Origin of the sequence: Corynebacterium sp. HMSC076G08 (assembly GCF_001811515.1) — a bacterium.
GTDB lineage: Bacteria > Actinomycetota > Actinomycetes > Mycobacteriales > Mycobacteriaceae > Corynebacterium > Corynebacterium hiratae.
This window is the reverse complement of sequence record NZ_KV805016.1, coordinates 18564-41200: the sequence shown is the minus strand read 5'-3', so window position 1 is coordinate 41200 and position 22637 is coordinate 18564. Positions and strand designations below refer to the sequence as shown.

General features: G+C 64.3%; 16 protein-coding genes. 10 read left to right on the top strand and 6 right to left on the bottom strand.

Annotated elements, in window-relative coordinates; translation table 11 throughout:
* Window positions 1-54: 54 nt before the first annotated feature.
* The 4 genes from HMPREF2806_RS02870 to HMPREF2806_RS02855 form a co-directional block, all read right to left on the bottom strand.
* A complete protein-coding gene (locus HMPREF2806_RS02870) occupies window positions 55-2025 on the bottom strand; it encodes an ABC transporter ATP-binding protein (RefSeq protein WP_070516088.1) in 1971 nt (656 codons plus the stop codon).
* The gene (locus HMPREF2806_RS02865; protein ID WP_070509741.1) at window positions 2022-3107 is read right to left on the bottom strand and encodes an ABC transporter permease; all 1086 of its coding nucleotides are present in this window, start codon (window positions 3105-3107) and stop codon (window positions 2022-2024) included. Before HMPREF2806_RS02865 ends, HMPREF2806_RS02870 begins: the two co-directional genes overlap by 4 nt.
* On the bottom strand, window positions 3108-4091 hold the full coding sequence (locus HMPREF2806_RS02860) for an ABC transporter permease (protein ID WP_070516086.1): 984 nt from the start codon (window positions 4089-4091) through the stop codon (window positions 3108-3110).
* A gap of 371 nt (window positions 4092-4462) precedes the next feature.
* Entirely contained in the window at window positions 4463-5245 is a 783-nt protein-coding gene (locus HMPREF2806_RS02855; RefSeq protein ID WP_070516084.1) for an HNH endonuclease family protein, read from the bottom strand.
* Between the two features lie 37 nt (window positions 5246-5282).
* Here HMPREF2806_RS02855 and HMPREF2806_RS13415 point away from each other — a divergent pair, with 37 nt between their 5' ends.
* From HMPREF2806_RS13415 to HMPREF2806_RS02830, 6 genes are all read left to right on the top strand, one after another.
* Window positions 5283-5453, top strand: coding sequence for a hypothetical protein (locus HMPREF2806_RS13415; RefSeq protein WP_158013196.1), 171 nt, complete (start codon window positions 5283-5285; stop codon window positions 5451-5453).
* Window positions 5454-5458: 5 nt separating this feature from the next.
* On the top strand, window positions 5459-14377 hold the full coding sequence (locus tag HMPREF2806_RS02850; protein ID WP_070516082.1) for a type I polyketide synthase: 8919 nt from the start codon (window positions 5459-5461) through the stop codon (window positions 14375-14377).
* Between the two features lie 97 nt (window positions 14378-14474).
* Window positions 14475-15470 (top strand): substrate-binding domain-containing protein, encoded by a 996-nt coding sequence (locus tag HMPREF2806_RS02845; RefSeq protein WP_070516080.1) that lies wholly within the window; start codon window positions 14475-14477, stop codon window positions 15468-15470.
* Window positions 15467-16525 (top strand): ABC transporter permease, encoded by a 1059-nt coding sequence (locus tag HMPREF2806_RS02840; RefSeq protein ID WP_070516077.1) that lies wholly within the window; start codon window positions 15467-15469, stop codon window positions 16523-16525. Before HMPREF2806_RS02845 ends, HMPREF2806_RS02840 begins: the two co-directional genes overlap by 4 nt.
* A gap of 2 nt (window positions 16526-16527) precedes the next feature.
* The gene (locus tag HMPREF2806_RS02835) at window positions 16528-17280 is read left to right on the top strand and encodes an ATP-binding cassette domain-containing protein (RefSeq protein ID WP_070516075.1); all 753 of its coding nucleotides are present in this window, start codon (window positions 16528-16530) and stop codon (window positions 17278-17280) included.
* A 31-nt stretch (window positions 17281-17311) separates the two neighbouring features.
* Entirely contained in the window at window positions 17312-17743 is a 432-nt protein-coding gene (locus HMPREF2806_RS02830; protein WP_070516073.1) for a holo-ACP synthase AcpS, read from the top strand.
* A 13-nt stretch (window positions 17744-17756) separates the two neighbouring features.
* Here HMPREF2806_RS02830 and HMPREF2806_RS02825 read toward each other — a convergent pair whose 3' ends face one another.
* Both HMPREF2806_RS02825 and bcp read right to left on the bottom strand, forming a co-directional pair.
* Complete coding sequence (locus HMPREF2806_RS02825; protein ID WP_046647350.1) at window positions 17757-18395, bottom strand: TetR family transcriptional regulator; 639 nt, start codon at window positions 18393-18395, stop codon at window positions 17757-17759.
* A gap of 3 nt (window positions 18396-18398) precedes the next feature.
* Complete coding sequence (gene bcp / locus HMPREF2806_RS02820; protein WP_046647348.1) at window positions 18399-18869, bottom strand: thioredoxin-dependent thiol peroxidase; 471 nt, start codon at window positions 18867-18869, stop codon at window positions 18399-18401.
* Between the two features lie 197 nt (window positions 18870-19066).
* On the opposite strand from bcp, the gene HMPREF2806_RS02815 reads away from it, so the two are divergent.
* The 4 genes from HMPREF2806_RS02815 to HMPREF2806_RS02800 all read left to right on the top strand — a co-directional run bounded on the left by HMPREF2806_RS02815 (window position 19067) and on the right by HMPREF2806_RS02800 (window position 22632).
* Window positions 19067-19345 (top strand): DUF3618 domain-containing protein, encoded by a 279-nt coding sequence (locus tag HMPREF2806_RS02815; protein ID WP_010191207.1) that lies wholly within the window; start codon window positions 19067-19069, stop codon window positions 19343-19345.
* A gap of 268 nt (window positions 19346-19613) precedes the next feature.
* Window positions 19614-20762, top strand: coding sequence for an ABC transporter substrate-binding protein (locus HMPREF2806_RS02810; RefSeq protein ID WP_070509730.1), 1149 nt, complete (start codon window positions 19614-19616; stop codon window positions 20760-20762).
* 2 nt (window positions 20763-20764) lie between these two features.
* Window positions 20765-21880, top strand: coding sequence for a FecCD family ABC transporter permease (locus HMPREF2806_RS02805; protein ID WP_232745235.1), 1116 nt, complete (start codon window positions 20765-20767; stop codon window positions 21878-21880).
* Window positions 21871-22632, top strand: a complete 762-nt coding sequence (locus HMPREF2806_RS02800) for an ABC transporter ATP-binding protein (protein ID WP_070516070.1) — start codon at window positions 21871-21873, stop codon at window positions 22630-22632. Before HMPREF2806_RS02805 ends, HMPREF2806_RS02800 begins: the two co-directional genes overlap by 10 nt.
* The last annotated feature ends 5 nt before the right edge of the window (window positions 22633-22637 follow it).

Sequence of the window (22637 nt, the reverse complement as noted above, 5' to 3'; positions counted from 1 at the left end):
CCTTTCGAGAGGAAACATGGAGACAAAGGGGTGAGTATTCAGTTATAAGTCTTGCTAAGCCGGGGTTTCGGCGGGCTGGTAAATCTCGCGCACCCGGTCACGTTCCACGGCTGGGTCCGGCACCGGGATGGCGGAGAGCAGCGCGCGGGTATAAGCGTGTTGGGGGTTGTCGAAGACCTCGTCGGTGGGGCCGTATTCCACGAAATCGCCCTTGTACATCACCGCGACCTTGTCGGAGAGGTGGCGCACAACGGACAGGTCGTGGGCGACGAAGACCAGGGAGATCCCGAGGCGGTTCTTCAGATCGTGCAGCAGGTTGATGATGCCAGCCTGGATGGACACGTCGAGGGCGGAGACGGGCTCATCGAGCACCACGATGGAGGGGTTGGTGGCGAGCGCGCGGGCCAAGCCGATGCGCTGGCGCTGTCCGCCAGAGAAGTGTCCGGGGAAGCGGTCCACCTGGTGGGATTCGAGGCCGACGAGTTTCATCAGCTCACCCACGCGCTGGCCGACGTCCCCCTCGTACCCCAGCGATTCCAGCGGCTCAGCGATGATCTCACGGATGGTCATGCGCGGGTTGAGCGAGCTCATTGGATCCTGGAAGACGATCTGGATGTCCTTGCGCAGCTTGCGGCGTGCCGACGCACTCAAGCCGGAGGTGTTGGTGCCGTTGACCACGATGGTGGAGCCCTCTGGAGGGTTGAGGTCCATGATCTCCAGCAGGGTGGTGGTCTTGCCGGAACCGGACTCACCCACGATGGCGAAGCACTCGCCCTGGTGCACGTCGAAGCTGACGTTCTTGACCGCATGGACGGTGCCGACGCGGCGCTTGAGAATCGCTCCCTTGATGAGCGGGAAGTCCTTGACCAGGTTCTTGACCTCCAAGGTGACGGGGCGCTGGTCGTAGGGCGTATCGCCCAAGGTATCGGCGGAAAGCTTCGGTAGTGGGTACATGCGCTCGCCGCCAATCGTGCCGTCCTCAATTTCATCGGAGCGTAGGCAGGAGGCGTAGTGGCCGGGGCCGTCGCCAAGCTCACGCAGCTCCGGCTCCATGGTGCGGCACTCGTCCATCACCACTGGGCAACGGTCGGCGAAGGGGCACTCGGCGGCGACCTCAATCAGCCGCGGCGGGGTACCCGCTATGGGGGTCAGCGGCTCATCGGTGGCCTTGTCGACGCGCGGCGTCGACCCGAGAAGACCCACGGTGTAGGGCATCTTGGGGTTGTTGAAGATGGTGTCGACATCGCCCAGCTCCACCGGGCGACCGGCGTACATGACGAGGACGTCGTCGGCTGTGCCGGCCACGACACCCATGTCGTGGGTAATCATGATGACCGCGGCGCCGGTTTCGCGCTGCGCCACCTTGAGGACCTCCAGGATCTGAGCCTGGATGGTGACGTCGAGGGCCGTGGTGGGCTCGTCGGCGATGATGACGCGCGGGTTATTCGCCATGGCGATGGCGATGACCACGCGCTGACGCATACCACCGGAGAACTCGTGCGGGAAGGACTTCACGCGCTTGTCCGCCTCCGGAATGCCGACGAGTTCGAGCAGGCGAATGGCCTCCTTCTCCGCCTCCTTCGTGGAGACATCGCGGTGGGTCTGGATGGCTTCGATGAGCTGGTCGCCGATGGAGAACACCGGGGTCAGGGAGGAGAGCGGGTCCTGGAAGATCATGGCGATGTCCTTGCCGCGGATCTTCGACATCTCCTTGTCGGACTTGCCGATGAGCTCGGTGCCGGCATAGACCACGGAGCCTTCCACCTTGGCGTAATCCGGCAGCAGACCCATAACCGCCATTGAGGTGACGGACTTACCGGAGCCGGACTCGCCCACAATGGCCAGGGTGCGGCCCGGCATAAGGTCGAAGTCAACGCCACGTACGGCGTGGACGGAGCCGGCCTCCGAGGGGAAGGTGACGGACAGATTGCGTACGGACAGAACCGGGTCGGCGGACGCGGCGGGATCGGTAGCGCGGCTGGCCGGGACGGCGTTGGCGTTATGCGCAGTATTCTGCGGGGTCATGCTCGGCCTCCAGAGTTCGAGTTGGGGTCAATGGCGTCGCGCAGACCGTCGGCGATGAACGCCATGGAGACGGTCAGCAGCGTGAGGATGCCTGCAGGGAAGTAGAAGAGCCAGGGTGAAGCCTCGACGGCGTTGGCGCCGCCGGCCAGGAGGGTGCCCAGGGAGACGTCGGGAAGCTTCACGCCCAAGCCCAAGAAGGACAGCGCGGTCTCCGACATGATGGTGGACACCACGCCCAGGGCCGCTTGGATGATGAGCAGCGAACCGATGTTGGGCACTACGTGGCGGAAGATGGTGCGCAGGCGCGAAACACCCATGTAGTCCGCGGCGCGGACGTAGTCGTTCTCGCGCACGCTGAGCGCCATGGCCCAGATGACACGCGCCGGGTACATCCAGCCGAAGACGATGAGCACCACGATGAGCAGCTTCCAGTCACCGCCGGAATCGGAGACCACCAGAGCGATGAGCAGGAAGGTCGGGATTGCCAGCAGGAAGTGGATGACGGCCAGGATGACCTTTTCCACCGCGCCTCCGTACATGGCCGCGGCCGCGCCGATGAAAGCGGACAACACCGTGGATGCTATCGACACGATAAGCGCAATGATGAGCGAGCGGCCCAGGCCGTGGACGGTTTGCGCGAAGAGGTCGTTACCGGAATCGGTCGTGCCGAACCAGTGCTCGGAGGAAGGTCCGGTGGACAGGTTGAAGAAGTCCGGCTCATCGAAACCCCAGGGGGTCAGCAGGCTGCCAAAGATGGCCAGCAGGGTGAGCAACACGAAGATGACGAGGCCGACGGCCGCGAACTTGTTGCGGAAGAAGCGGCGAACGTACAGCTTGAGCTTTGAGGTGCCGCGGAACTCGTTGCTGGAGAACTGCTTGCGCTGTGCGTCATCGACATCGACGCCGGAACCAAGTGCGGACTGTGCGCTGGGTTCGGTCTGCGGTGAAAAGTCAGCAGTGGCGGTATGCGGGCGCACGCCAAGGTTGTCCGCGGCGGTGTCGATAGCGAGATCGTTGCGGCGGTGGCGTTGCGGCTGACGTGCTGCCGAGCGCGGCGACGTGGATTTCTTTTCTGGAGACATTTAGCTCACCCTTACTCGCGGATCGAGGGCTACGACGACGAGGTCAGCCAGGATTGCGGAGAAGGCAATCATGACGGCACCGAAGGCGGCGACGGCGGTGGTGCCGTTGACGTCGTTGCGGCTGATGGTTTCGATGAAGTACTGGCCCATTCCCTTCCACGCGAAAATGGTTTCCGTCATGATGGCGCCGGTAAAGATTCCGGGAACGGAGAAGGCCACGGAGGTTGCCACCGGAATGATGGAGGTGCGCAGGGCGTGCTTGCGGATGGCCTGGGAGCGCGTGAGGCCCTTGGCCCGGGCGGTGCGCACGTAGTCGGCATTCAAGTTATCCAGCAACAGGGTGCGCTGCATCATGTGGTAGCCGGCGTAGCTGATGATGATGAGCGAGATGGACGGCAAGATGAGGTGCTGCGCCATATCCAGCAGCTTGGGGAAGAAGCCTTCGACGCCGAGGCTGGACGCGCCCGTCACATAAACCACGCGGTGGCCGGTGACGCGGTTGATCCACAGGCCACCGGCAACAACCAGAATGGAGGCGACGACCACGTGGGTGTTCATCGTGATGATGGAAACGCCCTGCCAGAAGCGGTCAGCCGCTTTGTATTGGCGGGAAGCGGTGTAGACACCAAGGCCGACGCCGATGATGACGGAGAGGATCGTGGCGACGAGCAGTAGCTGTGCCGAGACGAGAGCGCGGTGAGCGATTTGCGCGCTGACCGGGTCGCCGAGAGGGGAGGTACCCCAGTCCCAGTGGAAGAGAATGTTGGAAAGCCAGCCCCACCAGCGCTCAATAAGCGGGGTCTCAGGATTGAGCCCGAGCGGAGTGAGGATGCGGCCGATTTCTTCCGGCTCGAGCGGTGGGTTGCGGCCGACATAATTTGATCGGGGATCAAGGAAGGTTGCGGCCAGGAGATACGCGATATTAGTCGCGAGGAAGATGACTACCAGCCAGCTGGCGGTCTTCTTGATGATGTACTTGAACATCACTATTCCTTCGCAGGGTTTGTCTCGGCAGATTCGGTGAGTATGGCGGCCGATAAGAGTTAACGGCACTCATGTGACCTAGACCTCAGGCTAGGTGCTGTGTCACATATTAAAAGAAATGTGAGACAGGAGAGGAATAATGATTGTTTTTGTTTCATGGGGGGTACTCCCCGCGTGTGAAAACTTTGTATTAATTACATATTAATTGGCCTATAGAAATTTGCAAGCAGGGGAGTGTCGGTGCAGGGACTGAAAGCTTCTTTGGGCTCACAAATCGTGCCTGATTGCCTGGGTGGCAGTGAATAATATGCGCATAGTTTGGGGGTAGTGTGCAGGGGGATTGCGCTGAATAGATAAGGGGTAAGGAACGCTCAGCAAGCATGCAGGAGCCGGCTCAGCGCATCTTTTTCAGCCTCCGTGACCCAGATTTCATAGACCGCTTTTACCTCGACGATGCGACGCGCATACTCACAGCGAAAACCTTTGTTGGGCGGCAGCCACGTGGCGGCATCGCCGGCGCCTTTCTGCTGGTTGAGAGGACCATCGACGGCAAGGAGATTGCGGGGATCATTGGCAAAGTTGCGGCGCTTCTCGGGTGACCATTGCTGGGCGCCTTTCTGCCAGGCGTCGGCCAGCGCCACAACGTGATCGATCTGCACTGCACTCGAGGTCTGCGCCCCGCGCTGAAACTCAATGTCCTGGCCCGAATAAGGATCATGCAAGGTGCCGGCGAGCGCCACGCAGTCGTGGGTTCCTTCCTTGAGCACGAGGCTCTCCGGATCCAAGTCCCTGCGGAGGATATCGTTGCGGGTATCGCAGCCGTTGTGGCCAAACACCACCGTGACATCATCGGACCAGGCCTGGCCGAATTCCTCGCGCTCATAACCGGTCATGGGGGCGCGGCCCTTGACCTTCAGAGAATCTAGGGCGGCGAGCGCTTCGGCTATGCCTGGCGCAATGTCTGGCGGGGGCGTGGCTTCGTCGGAGTGTTCTTCTGTGGGGGCTTCTTGCGCGGGCGCCGCTGTTGTTGTGGAAGCACTCGGCCCCGCCGCTGGGGGAGCAGCCGGGGAGGGAAGGAGCAGGCCGACCACCACGAGCACAGCCACCGCAGCGTTGAGCAGCGCGGCGATGAAGAACGGGGTACGAGAGGCCATGACGCATTGATCCTAGTGGGTAGAATCGGCACACGGTATGAGTATCGATATGTTCTTTGACGACTACCTCGCCGAGCGCGGCCTTACGCGCTCGGCGGAGGTCATCCCGGATCACGCCTGCCAGGTCTTTTGCGGTATGCCGAAGCCGACATCGCATCCTTCCCTCGATGAGGCCGTGCAGCTTGTTGTGCGCACTTTGGGGGAGTAGCGCAGGTGTCTGATTTCCACGTCTCTGTGCCTTTGTCCGCGCGCCTAGACGCCGAGCCCTTCGCACTCTCCTTCTCCGGACAAGGCTATGCCTGGCTGCCGACGCTGCGCAGTGCCCTCGCTGCCGGCGTCCGGCCACTCATAGCGGAGTACCTCGCCGAAGCCGAGGAACTCCTTGCCCCGCTGGAGGACGAGCTTGTACCCACCGCGCCGCGCGGGTTTGCGCCACTGGTGTGGGCGGACGAGGAGCAAGGGAGGGCACATGGGCTGGACGACGCCTCACTCTCCACCCCCGGCATCCTCACCGCGCAGCTGGCCGTACTCGAATGCTTGCGCGCGCACGGAGTAGAACTCGACGACGCCGTCACCAGCATTGGTCACTCCCAAGGCGTACTCGCCGCAGCGGTGGTGGAGAAGCGCATGAGACCAGCGGAGGCCCTGGCGCTGGCACGCCTCATCGGTGCAGCCATGACGACTACCGCGCGCAGCGCTGGGCTCATACGCACCCCGCAGGGCGCGCCCATGGCGGCGGTGACGGGCGCGACGAGACAGCAACTGCGCGAAGTCGGAGCACACATCGGGCTCGACAACGGCCGTGGGCGCTTCGTCATCGTTGGAACACCGGCTGAGCTCGCCCGAGTGAAGGCCACGCTGCAGGAGAGCTCGGACCTCAAGGAAGGGCGGGAAGGGGAGTCAGCCGCCATCGCTGTCACCGACCTTGAGGTTTCAGCAGCGTTCCACCATCCCACCATGCAGTTTGCGGTGGAGCAGGTGGAAAGCTGGGCGGAGCGAATCGGCTTGGACCTAGAAATCACCGCGCAGCTCGCGCGGGCCGTGCTCACGGATTACGTGGACTGGCCCGAGCGCGTTGACTCGGCGCTCGAAGCCGGGGCTCGCTGGATATTAGAAGTGGGGCCTTCCCGCGGGGTGGAGCCGTTGACGCGGGACATTGTTGCTGGACGCGGCGTGGGCACGCTTGCCGTGGGGACGGCGGAAGGACTGGCTCAGCTCGCGGAACCGGGTCGCGCACCGGCTCTGCCCCGCGCGTGGTCCGAGTGGGCCCCGCGCATTGCAAACGGGCGCCTAGTGACTGCCTTTACGCGAGCCACCGGCTACTCACCAGTCATGCTCCCCGGGATGACCCCCACCACTGTGGAACCAGGCATCGTCGCCGCAGCCGCCAATGCCGGGCACTGGGCGGAGCTGGCCGGCGGAGGACAGCACACCGATGACATCCTGCAGGAGAACCTGCACACCCTGGGTAGGTTGCTGCAGCCCGGGGTGAACGTCCAGTTCAACGCACTGTACCTTGCGGCTTCCCAGTGGCGTCGCCAGATCGAGGGGCCGAACTCGATTCTGCGAGCACGCGAAGGAGGAGCACCCATCAACGGCGTGGTGATTTCCGCTGGCATTCCGCCTGTGGAGGAGGCCAAAGAGCTGGTGGAGAAGCTCCACGCCGCGAACATCCCTTGGGTCGCCTTCAAACCGGGAACTTCGGCGCAGGTGGAGGAGGTACTCTGTATCGCCGATGCTCTCACTGAGACCACCCTCATCATGCAGCTGGAAGGCAGCGCGGCCGGTGGCCACCACTCCTTAGAAGGTCTCGATGACGTCCTCGTTGCTACTTACGCGCGGATCCGTGAGCGCGACAATATTCTCCTCGCTGTTGGTGGGGGAATTGGTACCCCAGCGCGCGGTGCAGAGTACCTGCTGGGTACGTGGGCGCAGCGCTTCGGTCTGCCCGCGGCGCCAGTCGATGCCATCATGGTGGGCACCGCTGTCATGGCGGCGAAGGAATCCACCGCATCCGAGTCGGTAAAGCAGGCGCTCGTCGCTGCGCACAGTGGGGACGTTATATCGGGCCGCTCGGACCTAGGGGCGGACATCCATGAGCTGGACAACTCTTTCGCCCGCGCCGGGCGCCTTCTGGATGAGGTGGCCGGTGACGCCGCGGCCGTAGAAGCACGCCGCGCCGAGATCATTGAGGCCATCGGGCGCACGTGCAAGCCTTACTTCGGCGACCTCGATGAGAGGTCCTATTCCGAGTGGCTGCAGCGCTACCTTGAGCTGTCCTACCAGGACGGCTGGGTTGATGAATCCTGGTTGAGGCGATTTACGAGCATGGTGGCTCGCGCCGAAGCCCGCCTTCACCCGACCGATCACGGCGAGATCGAGTTGCGCGTTGAGGTTGACCGCGAGAACCCGGCTGAGGCAATTAATCAGCTGACCGAACTCTACGGTGACGCCGCGCTGCACCCGACCGACGCCGCGTGGTTCATTCAACTCGTGGACGGTCCGGGCAAACCCGCAAACTTTGTGCCGGTTATCGATTCCGAGGTACGCCGCCGCTGGCGCCGCGACACCTTGTGGCAGGCGCACGATGAGCACTACGAGGCCGATGAGGTCTGCATCATCCCCGGCACGGCGGCTGTTGAGGGAATCGAGCAGGCCAACGAACCGGTGGCACAGATACTAGGCCGCTTCGAGCAGGCGGCGCTTGCGCTTCTCGACGACTCCAGCGAGGAGCCTGTCTTAAGTAATGAAGAGCTCATCCGCCGAGCCCCGGGCCTAAATTGGGCGGGGCGCGAGCAGCCCAACCCCCTGCGTCTTGGACTTGATGGGGCCGAGCTGGACACTGCGGTCGACGGCACCATGTGGTTGACCGTTCCTTTTCACTCCGGAGCTGAGCTGCGCGTTCGCATCACTCCGCCGCGCGTTCCGGGTGCCTCACCACTCGTTAAGGTCGAGGATGCTGAATCCGCCATGCGGGATCTGCTGCGCCAGGCCCTCGGCGGTGACCTACCTGAGGTTGATTCCGGGATCGCAACAATCAGCGCTCACCTCAGCGCCACCGACATTGCCCAGTATGGTGCGGTGACGAGCGGGGAAATGAGCCCTGATGTCTCGCCCGATGTTCTCGTCGGCCCCGCCTGGCCGGCACTCTTCGCCGTCCTGGCCAGTGCCCACACTGAGTCGGGGGAACCGGTGGTGGAGGGCTTCCTTGGCCTCGTCCACCTTGAGCATTCGCTGAGCCTCAAGTCAGACACCTGGGAGCTGCTTCGCAGCAGCGTCGCCCTGGGCTGCGAGCCCTTGGCACTGAACTACACCGCAGCACTGAAAGACGTTCGCGATACGCCCTCGGGGCGCCTCATTGAGGTGAGCGTTGCTGTCAACGTCGCCGTGCACGGCGAAGAACATGCATTCGCGCAGATGCACGAGCGCTTCCTGATTACCGGGCGGCGCGGTGGCGCTGCGCTCGAGCTCGCGCGCGCCACAACTAATGGTGCACAAGAAAGCGGTCAAGAAGACAGCGTAAAGTCCTCCTTCCGGGAGACTCCGCGTTCCTTCCGCCACCGCACCACCGCGGTGGCACCGCAATCACTGCGGCCCTTCGCCGTTGTAACGGGGGATAGGAACCCCATCCACCTGTCATCGAACGCTGCGGCACTGGCGGGGCATCGTCAAGGCCCGATCGTCCACGGCATGTGGACCTCGGCGCTGGCGCAAGCAGCCGTGGCTTTCGACGGGGCTCGCGTCCTCGAGTGGTCCGTTACCTGGCTTGCACCCGTGCTTCCCGGCAGTGAGGTGGAGTTCGAGGTGGAACGGGTGGGTGTCGACAAGCGCAGCGGCTACGGCGAGGTCCGCAGCGTGACCGCCACCAGCCACGGTGTTCCCGTGCTGGACGCGCGGGCCACGATGAGCAACCCCACCACCTTTTACGCCTTCCCCGGCCAGGGCATCCAATCCCCGGGGATGGGGATGAAGGACTATGCAGAATCCGCAGCGGCGCGCGCCGTGTGGGAGCGTGCGGATGAGCACACGCGGCAAAGCTTGGGCTTCTCCATCCTGGAGATCGTCCGCCACAACCCCGACACCGTGGTGGTGGCTGGTGAGACCTTCACGCACCCGGATGGCGTGCTGTATCTGACGCAGTTCACGCAGGTGGCCATGGCCACACTGGGCTGCGCACAGATTGCAGCGCTTAAAGAATCCGAGGTTCTTGAAAGTTGTGCCTTCTTCGCTGGACACTCGGTGGGCGAGTACAACGCCCTGGCCGCCTATGCCGAGGTCCTGTCCTTGGAGGCGGTCCTGGACATCGTTTATGTCCGCGGGCTGACCATGCACCATCTGGTCGAGCGCGATTCCGCGGGCCAGTCGCTCTACGGTCTGGCGGCGCTGCGCCCGCACAAGATGGGGATGAACGCGGGCGAGGCCTTTGCCCACGTCGCCCGCGTCGCGGCGGAGACAGGTGAGTTCCTCGAGGTGGTCAACCACAACATCGCCGGGCGCCAATACGCGGTCGCCGGCACGAAGACGGGCCTGGATGCGCTGGCGAGCGACGCCGAGCACCGCGCCCCCGGGCAGCGCGCCGTCATCCCCATCCCGGGTATCGACGTGCCCTTCCATTCCTCGCGCCTGGTAGGTGGCGTGGCAGATTTCCGCGCGCACCTCGACGCACTCATCCCTCAGTCGATCGACCTCGACGTTCTGGTGGGGCGCTATATTCCTAACCTCGTGGCGCGGCCCTTCGCGCTCAGCCGCGAGTTCGTGGAGGCCATCGCAGAAGTGGTGGACTCGGAGCCTATCGCGGAGATCCTCGCGGACTTCGATGGTGCCATGGCGAGCCCGGCGCGTCTTGGCCGAACCCTGCTCATCGAGCTTTTGGCCTGGCAGTTTGCCTCCCCGGTGCGCTGGATAGAGACCCAGGATCTGCTCCTTGGGAAGCTCGAAGTGGAGCGTTTCATCGAGGTTGGCGTTGGCACCGCGCCCACGCTGTCCAACATGTTGGGCCAAACCCTGCGGCTTCCCCAGTACGCGGGCAGTGCAGGCATTGAGGTGCTGAACTATGAGCGCGACCGCGGACGAGTCTTTGCCGACGACGCCGAGCGAGCGCCCGAGTCAGCAGCGCAGGATTCTGCAAACGCCGTCGAAGCACAGGCGGATGAGCCTGAGTCGAGGCAGCCAACTGAGAGCGCACACCAGCAAGAAACGGTGCAGGCGCCGCGCGAGGATACGCCGGCAATGGTGACGGAGCGCCCGCTCAGCGTGGACCAGGCCCTTGAGATGCTCATTGCTCTGTGGACGAAGGTCCGCCCCGATCAAATGGTCGCGACCGATTCCATTGAAACCCTCGTGGAGGGCGTGTCCTCGCGCCGCAACCAGTTGCTCGTTGACCTCGGCGTGGAGTTCGGCATCAGCGCCATCGAGAACGCGGCGGATGAACCCATTCCCCAGCTGGCGGAGACCGTGGCGCAGCGCGCGCCGGGCTACGCAACGTTTGGGGAGGTCCTCGCGGAGCATGTCGCGCAGGCGCTCACCCGGCTCACGGGGCCGGCGGGCAAGAAGCCGAGCTACGTGGCCGAACGCGTGAGCAGTACCTGGGGATTGGGCCCGGGCTGGGCCGATCGCGCGACCGTGCAGATGGTCCTGGGCACGCGTGAGGGCTCGTCGCTGCGCGGCGGGAACTTGGCTAGCTTACCCATGACCGGCGTGACCTCGGTGGCTGAGCTCGACGCGCTGATCGACGCCGCCGTGCGCGCCGCCGGTGAGCGCGAAGGAGTCTCGCTGCAGAAGGCCGCAGCAGCAACACCACACGAGACCGTAGACCCAGAGGCGGTGCGCGCCTATACCGAGCGCCTTGAAACGGCACTGAAGGACTCCGCCCGCGCGGCACTCGCCGCCTTGGGGCGCGAGGAGGCCCCGACTGAGCAGGTTGAGGACACCGTGCACACGGAGCTGGAGCAGCTCGTTGCAGCGGAGCTCGGCCCGGACTGGCAGCAGCGCGTCGCCCCCGCTTTTGATGCGCGCAAGGCAGTGCTTCTCGACGACCGCTGGGCCAGCGCCCGCGAGGACATCGCCCGCGCGGCGGCCGCCGGTGAAGCAGAGCCCGAGCTGGACGTGTTGGGCGCCGGCGAGGAGGTTGCGCTCCTGGCTGAGCACTTCGGCTATGAGGACCTAGCCCGCGATGCCCGCACCCCGGCGAATGGATTGCTCTTCGCCGGGCAGGTGGCCGTGGTGACGGGTGGCTCGCCGGGTTCGATTGCCGCCGAGCTCATCGGTGAGCTGCTCGCGGAGGGCGCAACCGTGATTGCGACGACTTCCCGGCTAGGCCACGAGCGCCTCGAGTTCTATAAGGAGCTCTACCGCAACCGGGCCGTCGGTGCGGCGGCCCTGTGGGTGGTTCCAGCAAACCTCAATTCCTTCGCGGACGTGGATGCACTCGTGGAATGGATTGCGGCGGAGCGCACCGCCACCGTGGGTGGTGAGTCTGTGCAACTGAAGCCTGCCTATGTGCCGGATTTGCTCTTCCCCTTCGCCGCGCCGCGTGTGGCCGGAACTCTTGCGGATGCCGGGGCAGGGGCGGAGTCCCAGATGCGCCTGCTGCTGTGGTCGGTAGAAAAGCTCATCGCGTCGCTGTCTGGCGTAGGCGCGGATACACACGTGGGCCGCCGGCTGCACGTGGTGCTGCCGGGCTCGCCGAACCGTGGGCGCTTCGGCAGCGATGGAGCCTACGGCGAGGCCAAGGCGGCCCTCGATGCCTTGGTTAACCGCTGGTCCGCAGAGCAGTCCACGTGGGGCGCGCGGACCTCGCTGGTGCACGCCCACATCGGCTGGGTGCGCGGCACCGGCCTGATGGGCGGCAACGATCCGCTGGTGGAGCAGGTAGAGGCCCGCGGCGTGCGGACCTTCTCAGCGAAGGAGATGGCGGTGCTGCTTCTCGACGCCACCGCCTCTTCCGACATCCGCGCCGAAGCAGCACAGGCGCCGCTGAGCGTGGACCTCACTGGCGGGCTGGCCGAGGCTGAGCTTGACCTAGCCGCGCTTGCCCGGGATTCACAGTCAGAGGATGCAGATGCATCGAGCGCAGCTGCTAGATCGGGCGAAGAGAAGGCTCCGCGAACGGCGAAGGCCCTGCCGAATGTGCTGAGGCCTGCAGAGTGGACCAGCCCCGACTTCAGCGGGGTGACGCAGTCCCTCGAGGACATGGTGGTCATCGTCGGTGCCGGCGAGCTCGGTCCGCTGGGCTCCTCGCGCACGCGCTTTGAGGTGGAGGTCGGTGGAGAGCTCTCTGCGGCTGGCGTGCTGGAGCTGGCGTGGAGCCGCGGGCTCATCAGGTGGGATGAGCGCACGGCCGGCTGGCTGACAGTCGAAGGGGAGGAGATAGCGGAGGAAGACGTCTACGCGCGCTTCCACGACGAGGTCCTCGCCGGGATTGGCGTGCGCCGCTTCCACGATGACTTCGGCCCGCACCTGCCTATGGTGGATAACCTCGCGCCCGAGCTGACCACCATCTACTTGGAGAAGCCGCTGAGCTTCACCGTGGGGGATGAGGCGACAGCGCGCAGTTTCGTCGATAGCTGCGAGGGAGCCACGCTGCGCCGCGTCGATGGCGCGACAGGTGAGGTCGAATGGCAGGTCACCCGGCCCGCCGGCTCCGCGGTGCGGGTTCCGCGGCGCGTGGCCATGACCCGCTTTGTCGGCGGCCAGATACCGCAGGGCTTCGACCCACAGGTCTACGGCATCCCCGCGGACATGGTGGATAACCTCGACCGCCTCGCCCTGTGGAACTTGGTGTGCACCGTGGATGCCTTCCTCTCCGCAGGCTTTAGCCCGGCCGAGCTCTTGGCCCACGTCCACCCGGCGCGTGTGAGCTCCACCCAGGGAACCGGCATGGCGGGCCAGGAGGCGTTGCGCTCGCTGTACGTCGATAAGCTGTTGGGCCAGCCGCGCCCCAATGACATCCTGCAGGAAGCGCTGCCCAACGTCATTGCCGCGCACGTGATGCAGTCCTATGTCGGCGGCTATGGCCAGATGGTGCACCCCGTGGCCGCCTGTGCCACGGCGGCGGTGTCGGTGGAGGAGGGCGTCGACAAGCTGCGCCTGCACAAGGCCGATTTCGTGGTGGCCGGAGGCGTTGACGCCCTGTCCATCGAGGGGATTACCGGCTTTGGTGACATGGCGGCCACGGCCGATAGTGCCGAGATGGCGGCGAAGGGGATTGAGCACCGCTTCTTCTCCCGCGCTAACGACCGCCGCCGCGCCGGCTTCGTGGAATCCGAAGGCGGTGGAACCATCCTGCTTGCGCGGGGAACCTTTGCGGCACAGATGGGGCTGCCGGTCCTCGGCGTGGTGGGCTTTGCCGAGTCCTTCGCCGACGGCGCGCACACCTCCATCCCCGCGCCGGGCATGGGTGCACTCTCCGCGGCGCGGGGTGGGCAGGACTCCCGCCTGGCCCACTCGCTGAAGACCCTCGGCGTGGGCGCGGACGATATTGCGGTGGTGTCGAAGCACGATACGTCCACCAACGCCAACGACCCCAACGAATCGGATCTGCACGAGCGCATCGCCGCCGCACTCGGCCGCAGCCCCGGCAACCCGCTGTATGTGATTTCGCAGAAGAGCCTGACCGGGCACGCCAAGGGCGGTGCCGCCGCCTTTCAACTCGTCGGTCTGTCCCAGGTGCTGCGCAGCGGAATTCTCCCGCCGAACCGTTCGCTTGATTGCGTTGACCCGGTGCTGCGCCGCCACGCGCATCTGGTGTGGCTGCGCCAACCGTTGGACCTGCGCCGCACCCCACCCAAGGCAGGCCTGGTGACCTCCCTGGGCTTCGGGCATGTTTCCGCCCTCATCGCGCTGGTCCACCCGGGTGCTTTCTTTGCTGCATTGGCCCGGGAGCAGGGTGAGGGCGTGGCCGAAGCCTGGCGGGCAGCCGCTACCGAACGCGAGCGGCGTGGTCTGCGGCGCTTGGAAGAAGCCATGCGCGGTGGAGCAGCGCTGTACGAGCGGCCGGTGAACCGCAACCTGGGTTCGGGCCCAGCCACCGAGGTGACCGAACGAGAGGCCGCGGTGCTGCTGAGCGAATCCACGCGGCTTCGCAACGGCATGCTTGATCCGGAGGGAGGAGACACAACGCAACGGGGGTAGCTTCCGTTGACGTATCCCCAGCGTGGACCCTCTGGAACGATAAAGAAGCAGGTCAGATGGGTTGGAGAAGTCCCCCAATCTGGGGCACCATGCAAGGGTGAATAAAGCTAAGAAGCCTCTACTAGGCCTTATTTCGGTCGTCGCCGCCACTCTGCTTGCCGCCTGCTCCGCCACCGGTGGCGCGCCCCGCCCTGAAGCGGACGGCGAGCTGGCCGGTGGCGTCGACACCGAGCGCCTTGTCGTCGCCATGATTTCCCATGGCGCGCCGGGTGATACGTACTGGGATCTCGTGCGCAAGGGTGCGGAGGACGCCGCCCGCAAGGACAACATCGAGCTGCGCTACTCCTCCGACCCGGAAGCGCCCAACCAGGCTAACTTGGTGCAATCCGCCATTGACTCCGGTGTGGACGGCATTGCCGTAACCATGCCCAACTCTGCGGCGATCGGGCCGGTAGCCAAGAAGGCCGCGGATGCCGGCATCCCCACCGTGGGGCTTAACGCCGGCATGGATGATTATCAGAAGTACGGCATGAGCGCCTTCTTCGGCCAAGAGGAAAAGGTGGCCGGTACCAAGGCCGGTGAGCGCCTCAAGGACGATGGCGCCAAGCACGTTCTGTGCGTCATCCACGAGCAAGGCAACTCTTCTCAGGAGTCGCGCTGCGCCGGCGTGAAGGACGGGCTGGACAACGGCAAGGTGGAGATCCTGTACGTCAACGGCAAGGATCTCACTGCTGCGCAGTCCACCATCAACGCGAAGCTGAGCCAGGACCCGTCCATTGACTGGGTCATGGCGCTGCAGGCCTCCGTGGCGATGCGCTCCGCCGACGCGGTTGCTGACGCCTCCTCCCAGGCCAAGGTCTCCACTTTCGACACCAACGCCGAGCTTGTCGACGCCATCGCGGACAACCGCATCGAGTGGGCCGTCGATCAGCAGCCCTATATGCAGGGCTACCTCGCCGTGGACTCGCTGTGGTTGGCACACCGCAACGGTTCCACGATGGGCGGCGGCCGCCCGGTGTACACCGGCCCCTCCTTCGTGGATTCCACGAACGTGGACATCATCTCCGAATCCGCTAAGGCAGGTCTGCGATGAGCGACAGCGCTACTGCATCAGACGAGGCGCTATCTAGCCCCTCCGATACCCGCCTGACCCGCCGCAGCGGCTTCGCGCGGCTCATCCGCCGCCCGGAGCTGGCCAGCTTGCTCGGCGCGGTGGTCATCTTCGTCCTCTTCATGATCGTGGCCCCCGCCTTCCGCTCGGTGGAGGCCTTCTCCACGGTGCTCTACGCCAGCTCCACGCTGGGCATTGTGGCCCTAGCGGTGGGCCTGCTCATGATTGGTAATGAGTTTGATTTGTCCTCCGGCGTAGCGGTGACCTCCGCGGCGCTCGTGGCCACCATGCTCAACTACAACTTCCACCTCAACTCGTGGGTGGGCGTGGGCCTTTCCTTGTTGACCGCCCTGGCCATCGGCGCGCTCAACGGCTTCCTTGTGGTGCGCACCAAGATCGACTCCTTCCTTATTACGCTGGCGGCTTTCCTCATGCTGCAGGGTCTCAACCTGGCGATTACCAAGCTGGTCACCGGCCAGGTAGCAACCCCGATTATCTCGGACATGGAGGGCTTCGGCTCTGCTCGCGTCATTTTTGCCGGCACTATCCACATCGGCAGCTTGAGCATCCGCGCTACCGTCATCTGGTGGATCCTCTTCGTCGCTATTGCCTCGTGGGTGCTCTACAAGACGCGCTGGGGAAATTGGATCTTCGCCGTTGGTGGCGACGATGAAGCCGCCCGCGCCGTCGGCGTTCCCGTGCGCCGCGTCAAGGTGGCGCTGTTCATGCTCGTCGGATTTGCAGCGTGGTTCGTGGGCATGCATACCCTTTTTGCCTTCGACTCCATCCAGGCCGGCCAAGGCATTGGTAACGAGTTCCTCTACATCATCGCTGCGGTCATTGGAGGCTGCTCCATGACCGGTGGGCGCGGTACCGCGGTGGGCACCGCCATCGGCGCGCTCATCTTCGGCATGACCAACCAGGGCATCGTGTACGCCGGCTGGAACCCCGACTGGTTCAAGTTCTTCCTCGGCGCGATGCTGCTCTTTGCTGTGCTCACGAACACCTCGGTGGCCAACTTTACGAGGAAGCGATAACCATGATTGAGCTGCACGATATTTCCCAAACCTTCGGCAACTTCCACGCCCTGCGCGGTATCAACCTCCGCGTCAAGGAAGGCGCAGTGACCTGCGTTCTGGGTGATAATGGCGCGGGCAAATCCACGCTGATCAAGATCCTCGCCGGCCTCAACCAGCCCACCGGCGGCACCATCACCGTCGATGGGGAAGAGGTGAATTTCACCAGCCCGCGCGATTCCCTCGATGCTGGTATAGCTACCGTGTACCAGGATTTGGCGCTGGTGCCTTCGCTGTCGGTGTGGCGCAACTTTTTCTTGGGTCAGGAGCTCACCGGGGCGCTGGGGAGCTTGCGTGAAGAAGAAATGAAGCGGATTACGCATGACCAGCTGGCCGAGATGGGCATTGAGCTTGGCGACGTCTCCGTGGAACTCTCAGCTCTCTCCGGCGGCCAGCGCCAGGTGGTCGCCATTGCTCGCGCCATTTACTTCGGCGCGCGCTACATCATCTTGGACGAGCCGACCGCCGCGCTCGGCGTGAAGCAATCGGGCATGGTGCTGCGCTTTATCGACGCCGCCCGCGAACGCGGAATGGGCGTGGTGTTCATTACGCACAACCCGCAGCACGCTTACCTCGTGGGTGATCACTTCATCGTGCTCACGGTGGGGCAGATGTCGCTGGATGCCTCCAAGGAAGAGGTCACGCTGCCGGAGCTGACCCAGTGGATGGCCGGCGGCGACGAGCTGGAGGAGCTCAAGCAAGAGTTAGCGCGTTAGAACGCGCTGTGGGGCAGCTAAGCTGGCCCGTATGACAGTGAGCGGCGTGAGCGTGGGCACCGACCTAGTGCACATCCCTTCTTTTGCCCAGCAGCTGGAGCTTCCCGGAACGCGCTTTGCGCGGGTCTTTAGCGCTTCCGAGCTGCGCGTGGCGCAGGCCCGTGGACTGAGCGGTGCCGCCCGCGCGCAGCACTTCGCGGGGCGCTGGGCAGCGAAGGAGGCCTTCATCAAGGCGTGGTCGCAAGCGCTCTACGGGCATCCGCCGGTCCTGGCGGAGGAGGCCGTGGACTGGGCCGAGATTGAGGTCCGCCCCGATGCGTGGGGCCGCGTGGCACTCGAGCTGCGGGGCGAGATTGCCCGTCTCACGCGGGAATCCCTGGGGGATTTTTCTACGGCGTTGTCGATCAGCCACGATGGTGACTACGCCACCGCTGTCGTGCACCTTTCGCGGCACACGCCATAACCCACGCCATGACCTAGGCGCTGGTCGCGATGGCGAAGAGGTAGGCGATGAGCATGCGCTTAATTTCTTCCACCACGCCATCGAAGCTCTCCTCCGAGCGCATGGTGCTGTAATTGAGCAGCGAGACCACGGTGTGGACGAGGAAGGCCGCAATTTCCACTCGGGCGGACTCGTTCATGCCTTGGGCAAGTGGTTCGATGATCTCGGCGATAGGTTTGAGCAGAGACAGCTCCGTATCAGCGGCCGTGGCGCGGGTGGCCGGCGTGGACTGCACGGCATGCCACACCGCGCGGCGCGAACGGTCCTCGCGCCAGACCCGCGCCATGCGATCAATGAACTCCTCGAGAAAGTCCGGCCACTGCAGGGCCGGCACGCGCTGGGAGAATCGCTCTACCTCCGCCAGCATTTCGGCGGTGTCCTGGCGGTCAAGCTCGCAGATCAGCACGTACTTGTTGGCGAAGTATTGATACAGCGTGCCAATCGGCACTTCTGCGCGGCGCGAGACCTCATCGAAAGTAAAAGACTCGAAGCCATGGTCCACGAGCGTCTGACGCGCGCAGGACAAAATCCGGTCATACTTGGCCCGGCTACGCGCCTGCGCTGGGCGACGCCTCGGGACCAGTATCTCCGGAGACTTCGAGCTAGATTCCACGGTTTAGTTGAGCCCCTTGAGCACGCGGGCGACGTGGCCGGTGGCCTTGACGTTGTACATGGCTTGGCCAATGGTGCCGTCTTCCTCGACGAGGAACGTGGAGCGGATAACACCCTGGACGATCTTGCCGTAGTTCTTCTTCTCACCGAAAGCGCCGTACGCAGTCATGACCTCCTTATCGGGGTCAGAGAGCAGCGGGAAGTTCAGCTCGTGGTCCTCACGGAACTTAGCCAGGGCCTCGGGCTTGTCGGGGGAGATGCCCACCACGGCGATGTTCATGCCATTGAGCTGCTCTAGGCTATCGCGGAAGTCGCAGGCTTCCTTCGTGCAGCCAGGGGTGTTGGCGCGCGGGTAGAAGTAAACCACGACGCGCTGGCCGGCATAGTCGCTCAGGCTTACGGTGTTGCCGGCATCATCGCTGAGGGAAAAAGCGGGGGCTTTGTCACCCACGGACAGTCGTTGTGCTTCAGTCATGGTGTATAGCCTACCGTGCTCTCCCTTAGGACTCTTTGGTGAATCTCAGTTCGCTCGCCGCAGCACAGCTGAGACAAAACTTGGCCAACTCTGCAGGGGAGCTGGTGGTCAATGTAGAATGTCCACGTTAGAACCTCAACGGTTAGAAAGACACTAACCGCAACAACACCGAACGAAGCCAAATTCAGGAGATTCACGTGGCACGCAACATTGATGATATCCAGCGCGACATCGAGCGCACCCGCCGTCAGCTGGCTAGCACCTTGGATGAGCTGGCTGATCGCAGCAAGCCGCAGAACTTCGTCGAGGACGCTAAGGGCGCGGCAACCCAGAAGTTGCAGGAGCGCAATGTGCAGATGGCGCTCGCCGGCGTTGGTGCAGCCGTCGTAGGCCTTATCGCTTTCTCCGTTTTCCGCTCCAAGCGCCGCAAGTCCGATATCAAGGAGCTGCAGCGCCTGCTCGCTGAGCGTCGCTAGAGCCGGTTAGCGCCGTTGGGCGCGACTGCATACCTAGAGGCCCTGCCTTGGGAAATACCCCGGGGTGGGGCATTTTTGTGCTCCGTATGCGTTACTGGAAGCATTGCCTACCCTATGCGGGCTTTGGGTAGCCTTACCTGTCTGTGTAGTATGAACCTCCGAACAGACCATAAGACCAAAGTTTGAAGGAGAAATCGTGCTTCACGTATCGACGCCTGCAGGCCAGGCATCCCGTCCGCGCGCCGGGCGAGTAGTAGGGGCGTGCGCCATGGTGGCGGCGCTGGCCAGCGCGCTGGCGGGCTGTGCCTCCGACAATGCCGATGCCGGCAGCGAGCAGGCCACGGGAGCGCAGGGGACTGCCGCTGTGAGTTTCACAGACCTTGCCGGCCGCCAGGTGGAGCTGGACCACGCGCCGGAACGCGTCATCCTGGGAGAAGGCCGCAGCGTCTTTGCCACCGGCATCCTCAACAAGGAAGACCCGCTGGACAAGGTCGTGGCCATCGGATCGGACCTGAAGCAGAATGTGCCCGACTACTACCGCGAGTTGGAAAAGACCACGCCCAAAGTCAACGAGCTGCCGGAAATCGGCGGCTTCACCAAGGGCGATGTCACTGTGGAGGAGCTCATCAGCCTCGACCCGGACCTCATCGTGCTCTCCAAGGATCAGTACGAGGCCTCCCAGACCGCTGGGCTCACCGACAAGCTGGATCAGGCCGGCCTGACCTATGCTGTCACGGACTTCCGCGCCAAGCCCTTGGAGAACACCATTCCCACCATGGAAATCTTCGCCGATATCTTCGGCCACGAGGACCGCGCGGAGGAGTTCATCGCGGACTGGCAAAAGAACGTGGATCTGGTAACCGAGCGCGCCACGAAAGCGCAGGACAAGCCCTCCACCTTCGTGTGGCGCGCAGCGGGTGTCTCCGATTGCTGCGGCTCGTGGAATGACTCCAACATTTCTGAGCTGGTCAACGTCGCCGGTGGAAAGAACGTGGCAGACGGCATCATCGAGGGTGAGTCCGGCGCGCTGACCCCGGAGAAGGTCATCGACGCCAATCCCGACATGATCATCGCCACCGGCGGCGACTGGTCCGCCAAGGTCGATAACGCAAAGGGCCACACCGGCTTCGCTGCCGCCGGCTATGGCATCAGCGAAAAGGACGCCCATGACAGCGCCGCTTCGCTGGCCGGCGTTCAACCTGGTTTTGAGGACCTCTCCGCCGTCAAGGAGCACAACCTCCACGGCCTGTGGCACCAGTTCTACAACTCGCCCTTCAACTACCTGGCGCTCCTTCAGATCGCCGCGTGGCTCCACCCAGAGGACTACGCAGACGTCGACGTTCAGCAAGAATGGGCCGAAGCCCAAGAGAAATACTCGCCCGTTCCCGGCGACGGAACCTTCTTCAGCACCAATTAGTCATGAGCATTCTCACATCAACCGGGCGCTCGGCAAGCCCTGAACGGACCACGCGCGCAGAAACCGCAGTTCTTCCCGTGGAGGCCCTGGCATGCGAGCACTCCCGTGTAACACGCCGCCGCATCGCCATCGTCGCCGGGCTAATCGTCGTGGCTCTCGCCGCCTTCGTCGTCAGCGTTATCGTCGGCGCCATCGACCTCACCCCGGGTCAGGTGCTGCGGGGGATGGTGGATCCGGGAGGTGTCGACAAGCAAACGCGTACAGTCCTGTGGAGCCTGCGCCTGCCTATGGCTGTCATGGCGCTGCTTATCGGCGCCAGCCTGTCACTGGCTGGCGCACAGATGCAAACCATCCTGGATAATCCGCTGGCGGAACCCTTTACTCTCGGTATTTCCGCGGCGGCTGCCTTCGGCGGAGCCAGTGCCATCGTGTTGCGTTGGCAGCTTTTGGCCCAGCCGCAGTTCAACCTCGCGCTCATCGCGTGGCTGTCGGCGGCGCTCGCCACGGCCATCATCGTCGTTGCCGCCGTTATCCGCGGCGCGAAGTCCGAGACGATGGTGCTGCTCGGCATCGGCCTCGTCTTCTTCTTTCAGGCTATGCTGGCGCTCATTCAATACCGTTCTTCCAGCGAGGCTCTCCAGCAGATCGTTTTCTGGTCCATGGGCTCGCTCACCCGCGCCAGCTGGCAGGCCAACGCCGTGCTAGCCGGCGTGCTTGCAGTGGCGCTGCCCATCCTGGGCGCGCTGTCGTGGCGGCTGACGGCGCTGCGGCTTGGCGATGCCCGCGCCACCGCCCTCGGTGTCAACACCTCCCGTCTGCGCGTGATCGTGCTCGTCGTGGTCTCACTCGTCGCGGCCACCACCGTGGCCTTCGCTGGCATCATCGGCTTTATTGGCCTAGTAGGCCCTCACATCGCGCGCATGCTGGTGGGGGAGGACCAACGCTACTTCGTGCCGGCATCCATGGCCGCGGGCGCGGCGGTGATGTGTGCCGCCCATGCGCTGAGCCTCGTCATTAAGCCCGGGCTGGCCATCCCCATTGGCATCGTGACCTCACTATTGGGCGTGCCGTTCTTCATCGCCATCGTCATGACCCGGAGGAGGGCATTGTGGACGTAGAACTCACCATCGCTGATCTGACCGCCGGCTATGGTTCGCGCACGGTGGTAGACGGGCTGAGTCTCCCCACGCTGCGCGGCGGGCAGGTGGTGGGCTTGCTGGGGCCGAACGCGTCTGGCAAGACCACCACCATTAAGGCGCTCGCCGGCGTGCACCGCGCGCGGGGTGGCACGGTTGATTTTCGTGTCGACGGCCAAGCCCCGCGCGGGCAGCGGCGCCGCCAGCTCATTGGCTACGTGCCGCAGGGCCTGCCGCACACCGCGGCGCTGCGGGCGTTTGAGGCGGTGCTGATTGCGGCGCGGCGCGAAGCATGCGAGGACCCAATCACCCGCACAGCCGAGGTCCTGCACTCCATGGGGCTCGATGAGATTGCGCAGCGCTACCTCAATGAGCTCTCTGGAGGCCAGCGCCAGCTCGTCGCCGTGGCGCAGATGCTCGTGGGGACCCCTGGGCTCATGCTTCTCGACGAACCCACCTCCGCCCTCGATCTCAACCGGCAGCTCTTCGTCTTGGGCCGCGTGCGGGCAAAAGCTCGGGAGGAAGGAAGCCTCGCGTTGGTGGCGATTCATGACATCAACCTGGCGGCCCGGATGTGCGACCAGCTCGTCGTGCTCCATGGCGGCAAGGCCCGCGCCCATGGCGCGCCGGGGGAGGTGCTCACGGAGGAGCTCTTGCGCGAGGTATACGGCGTAGAGACGGATGTGCTGGACCACCGCGGGCAAGCCGTCGTGGCGCTGCGGGAGGTTAGTTAGACTCG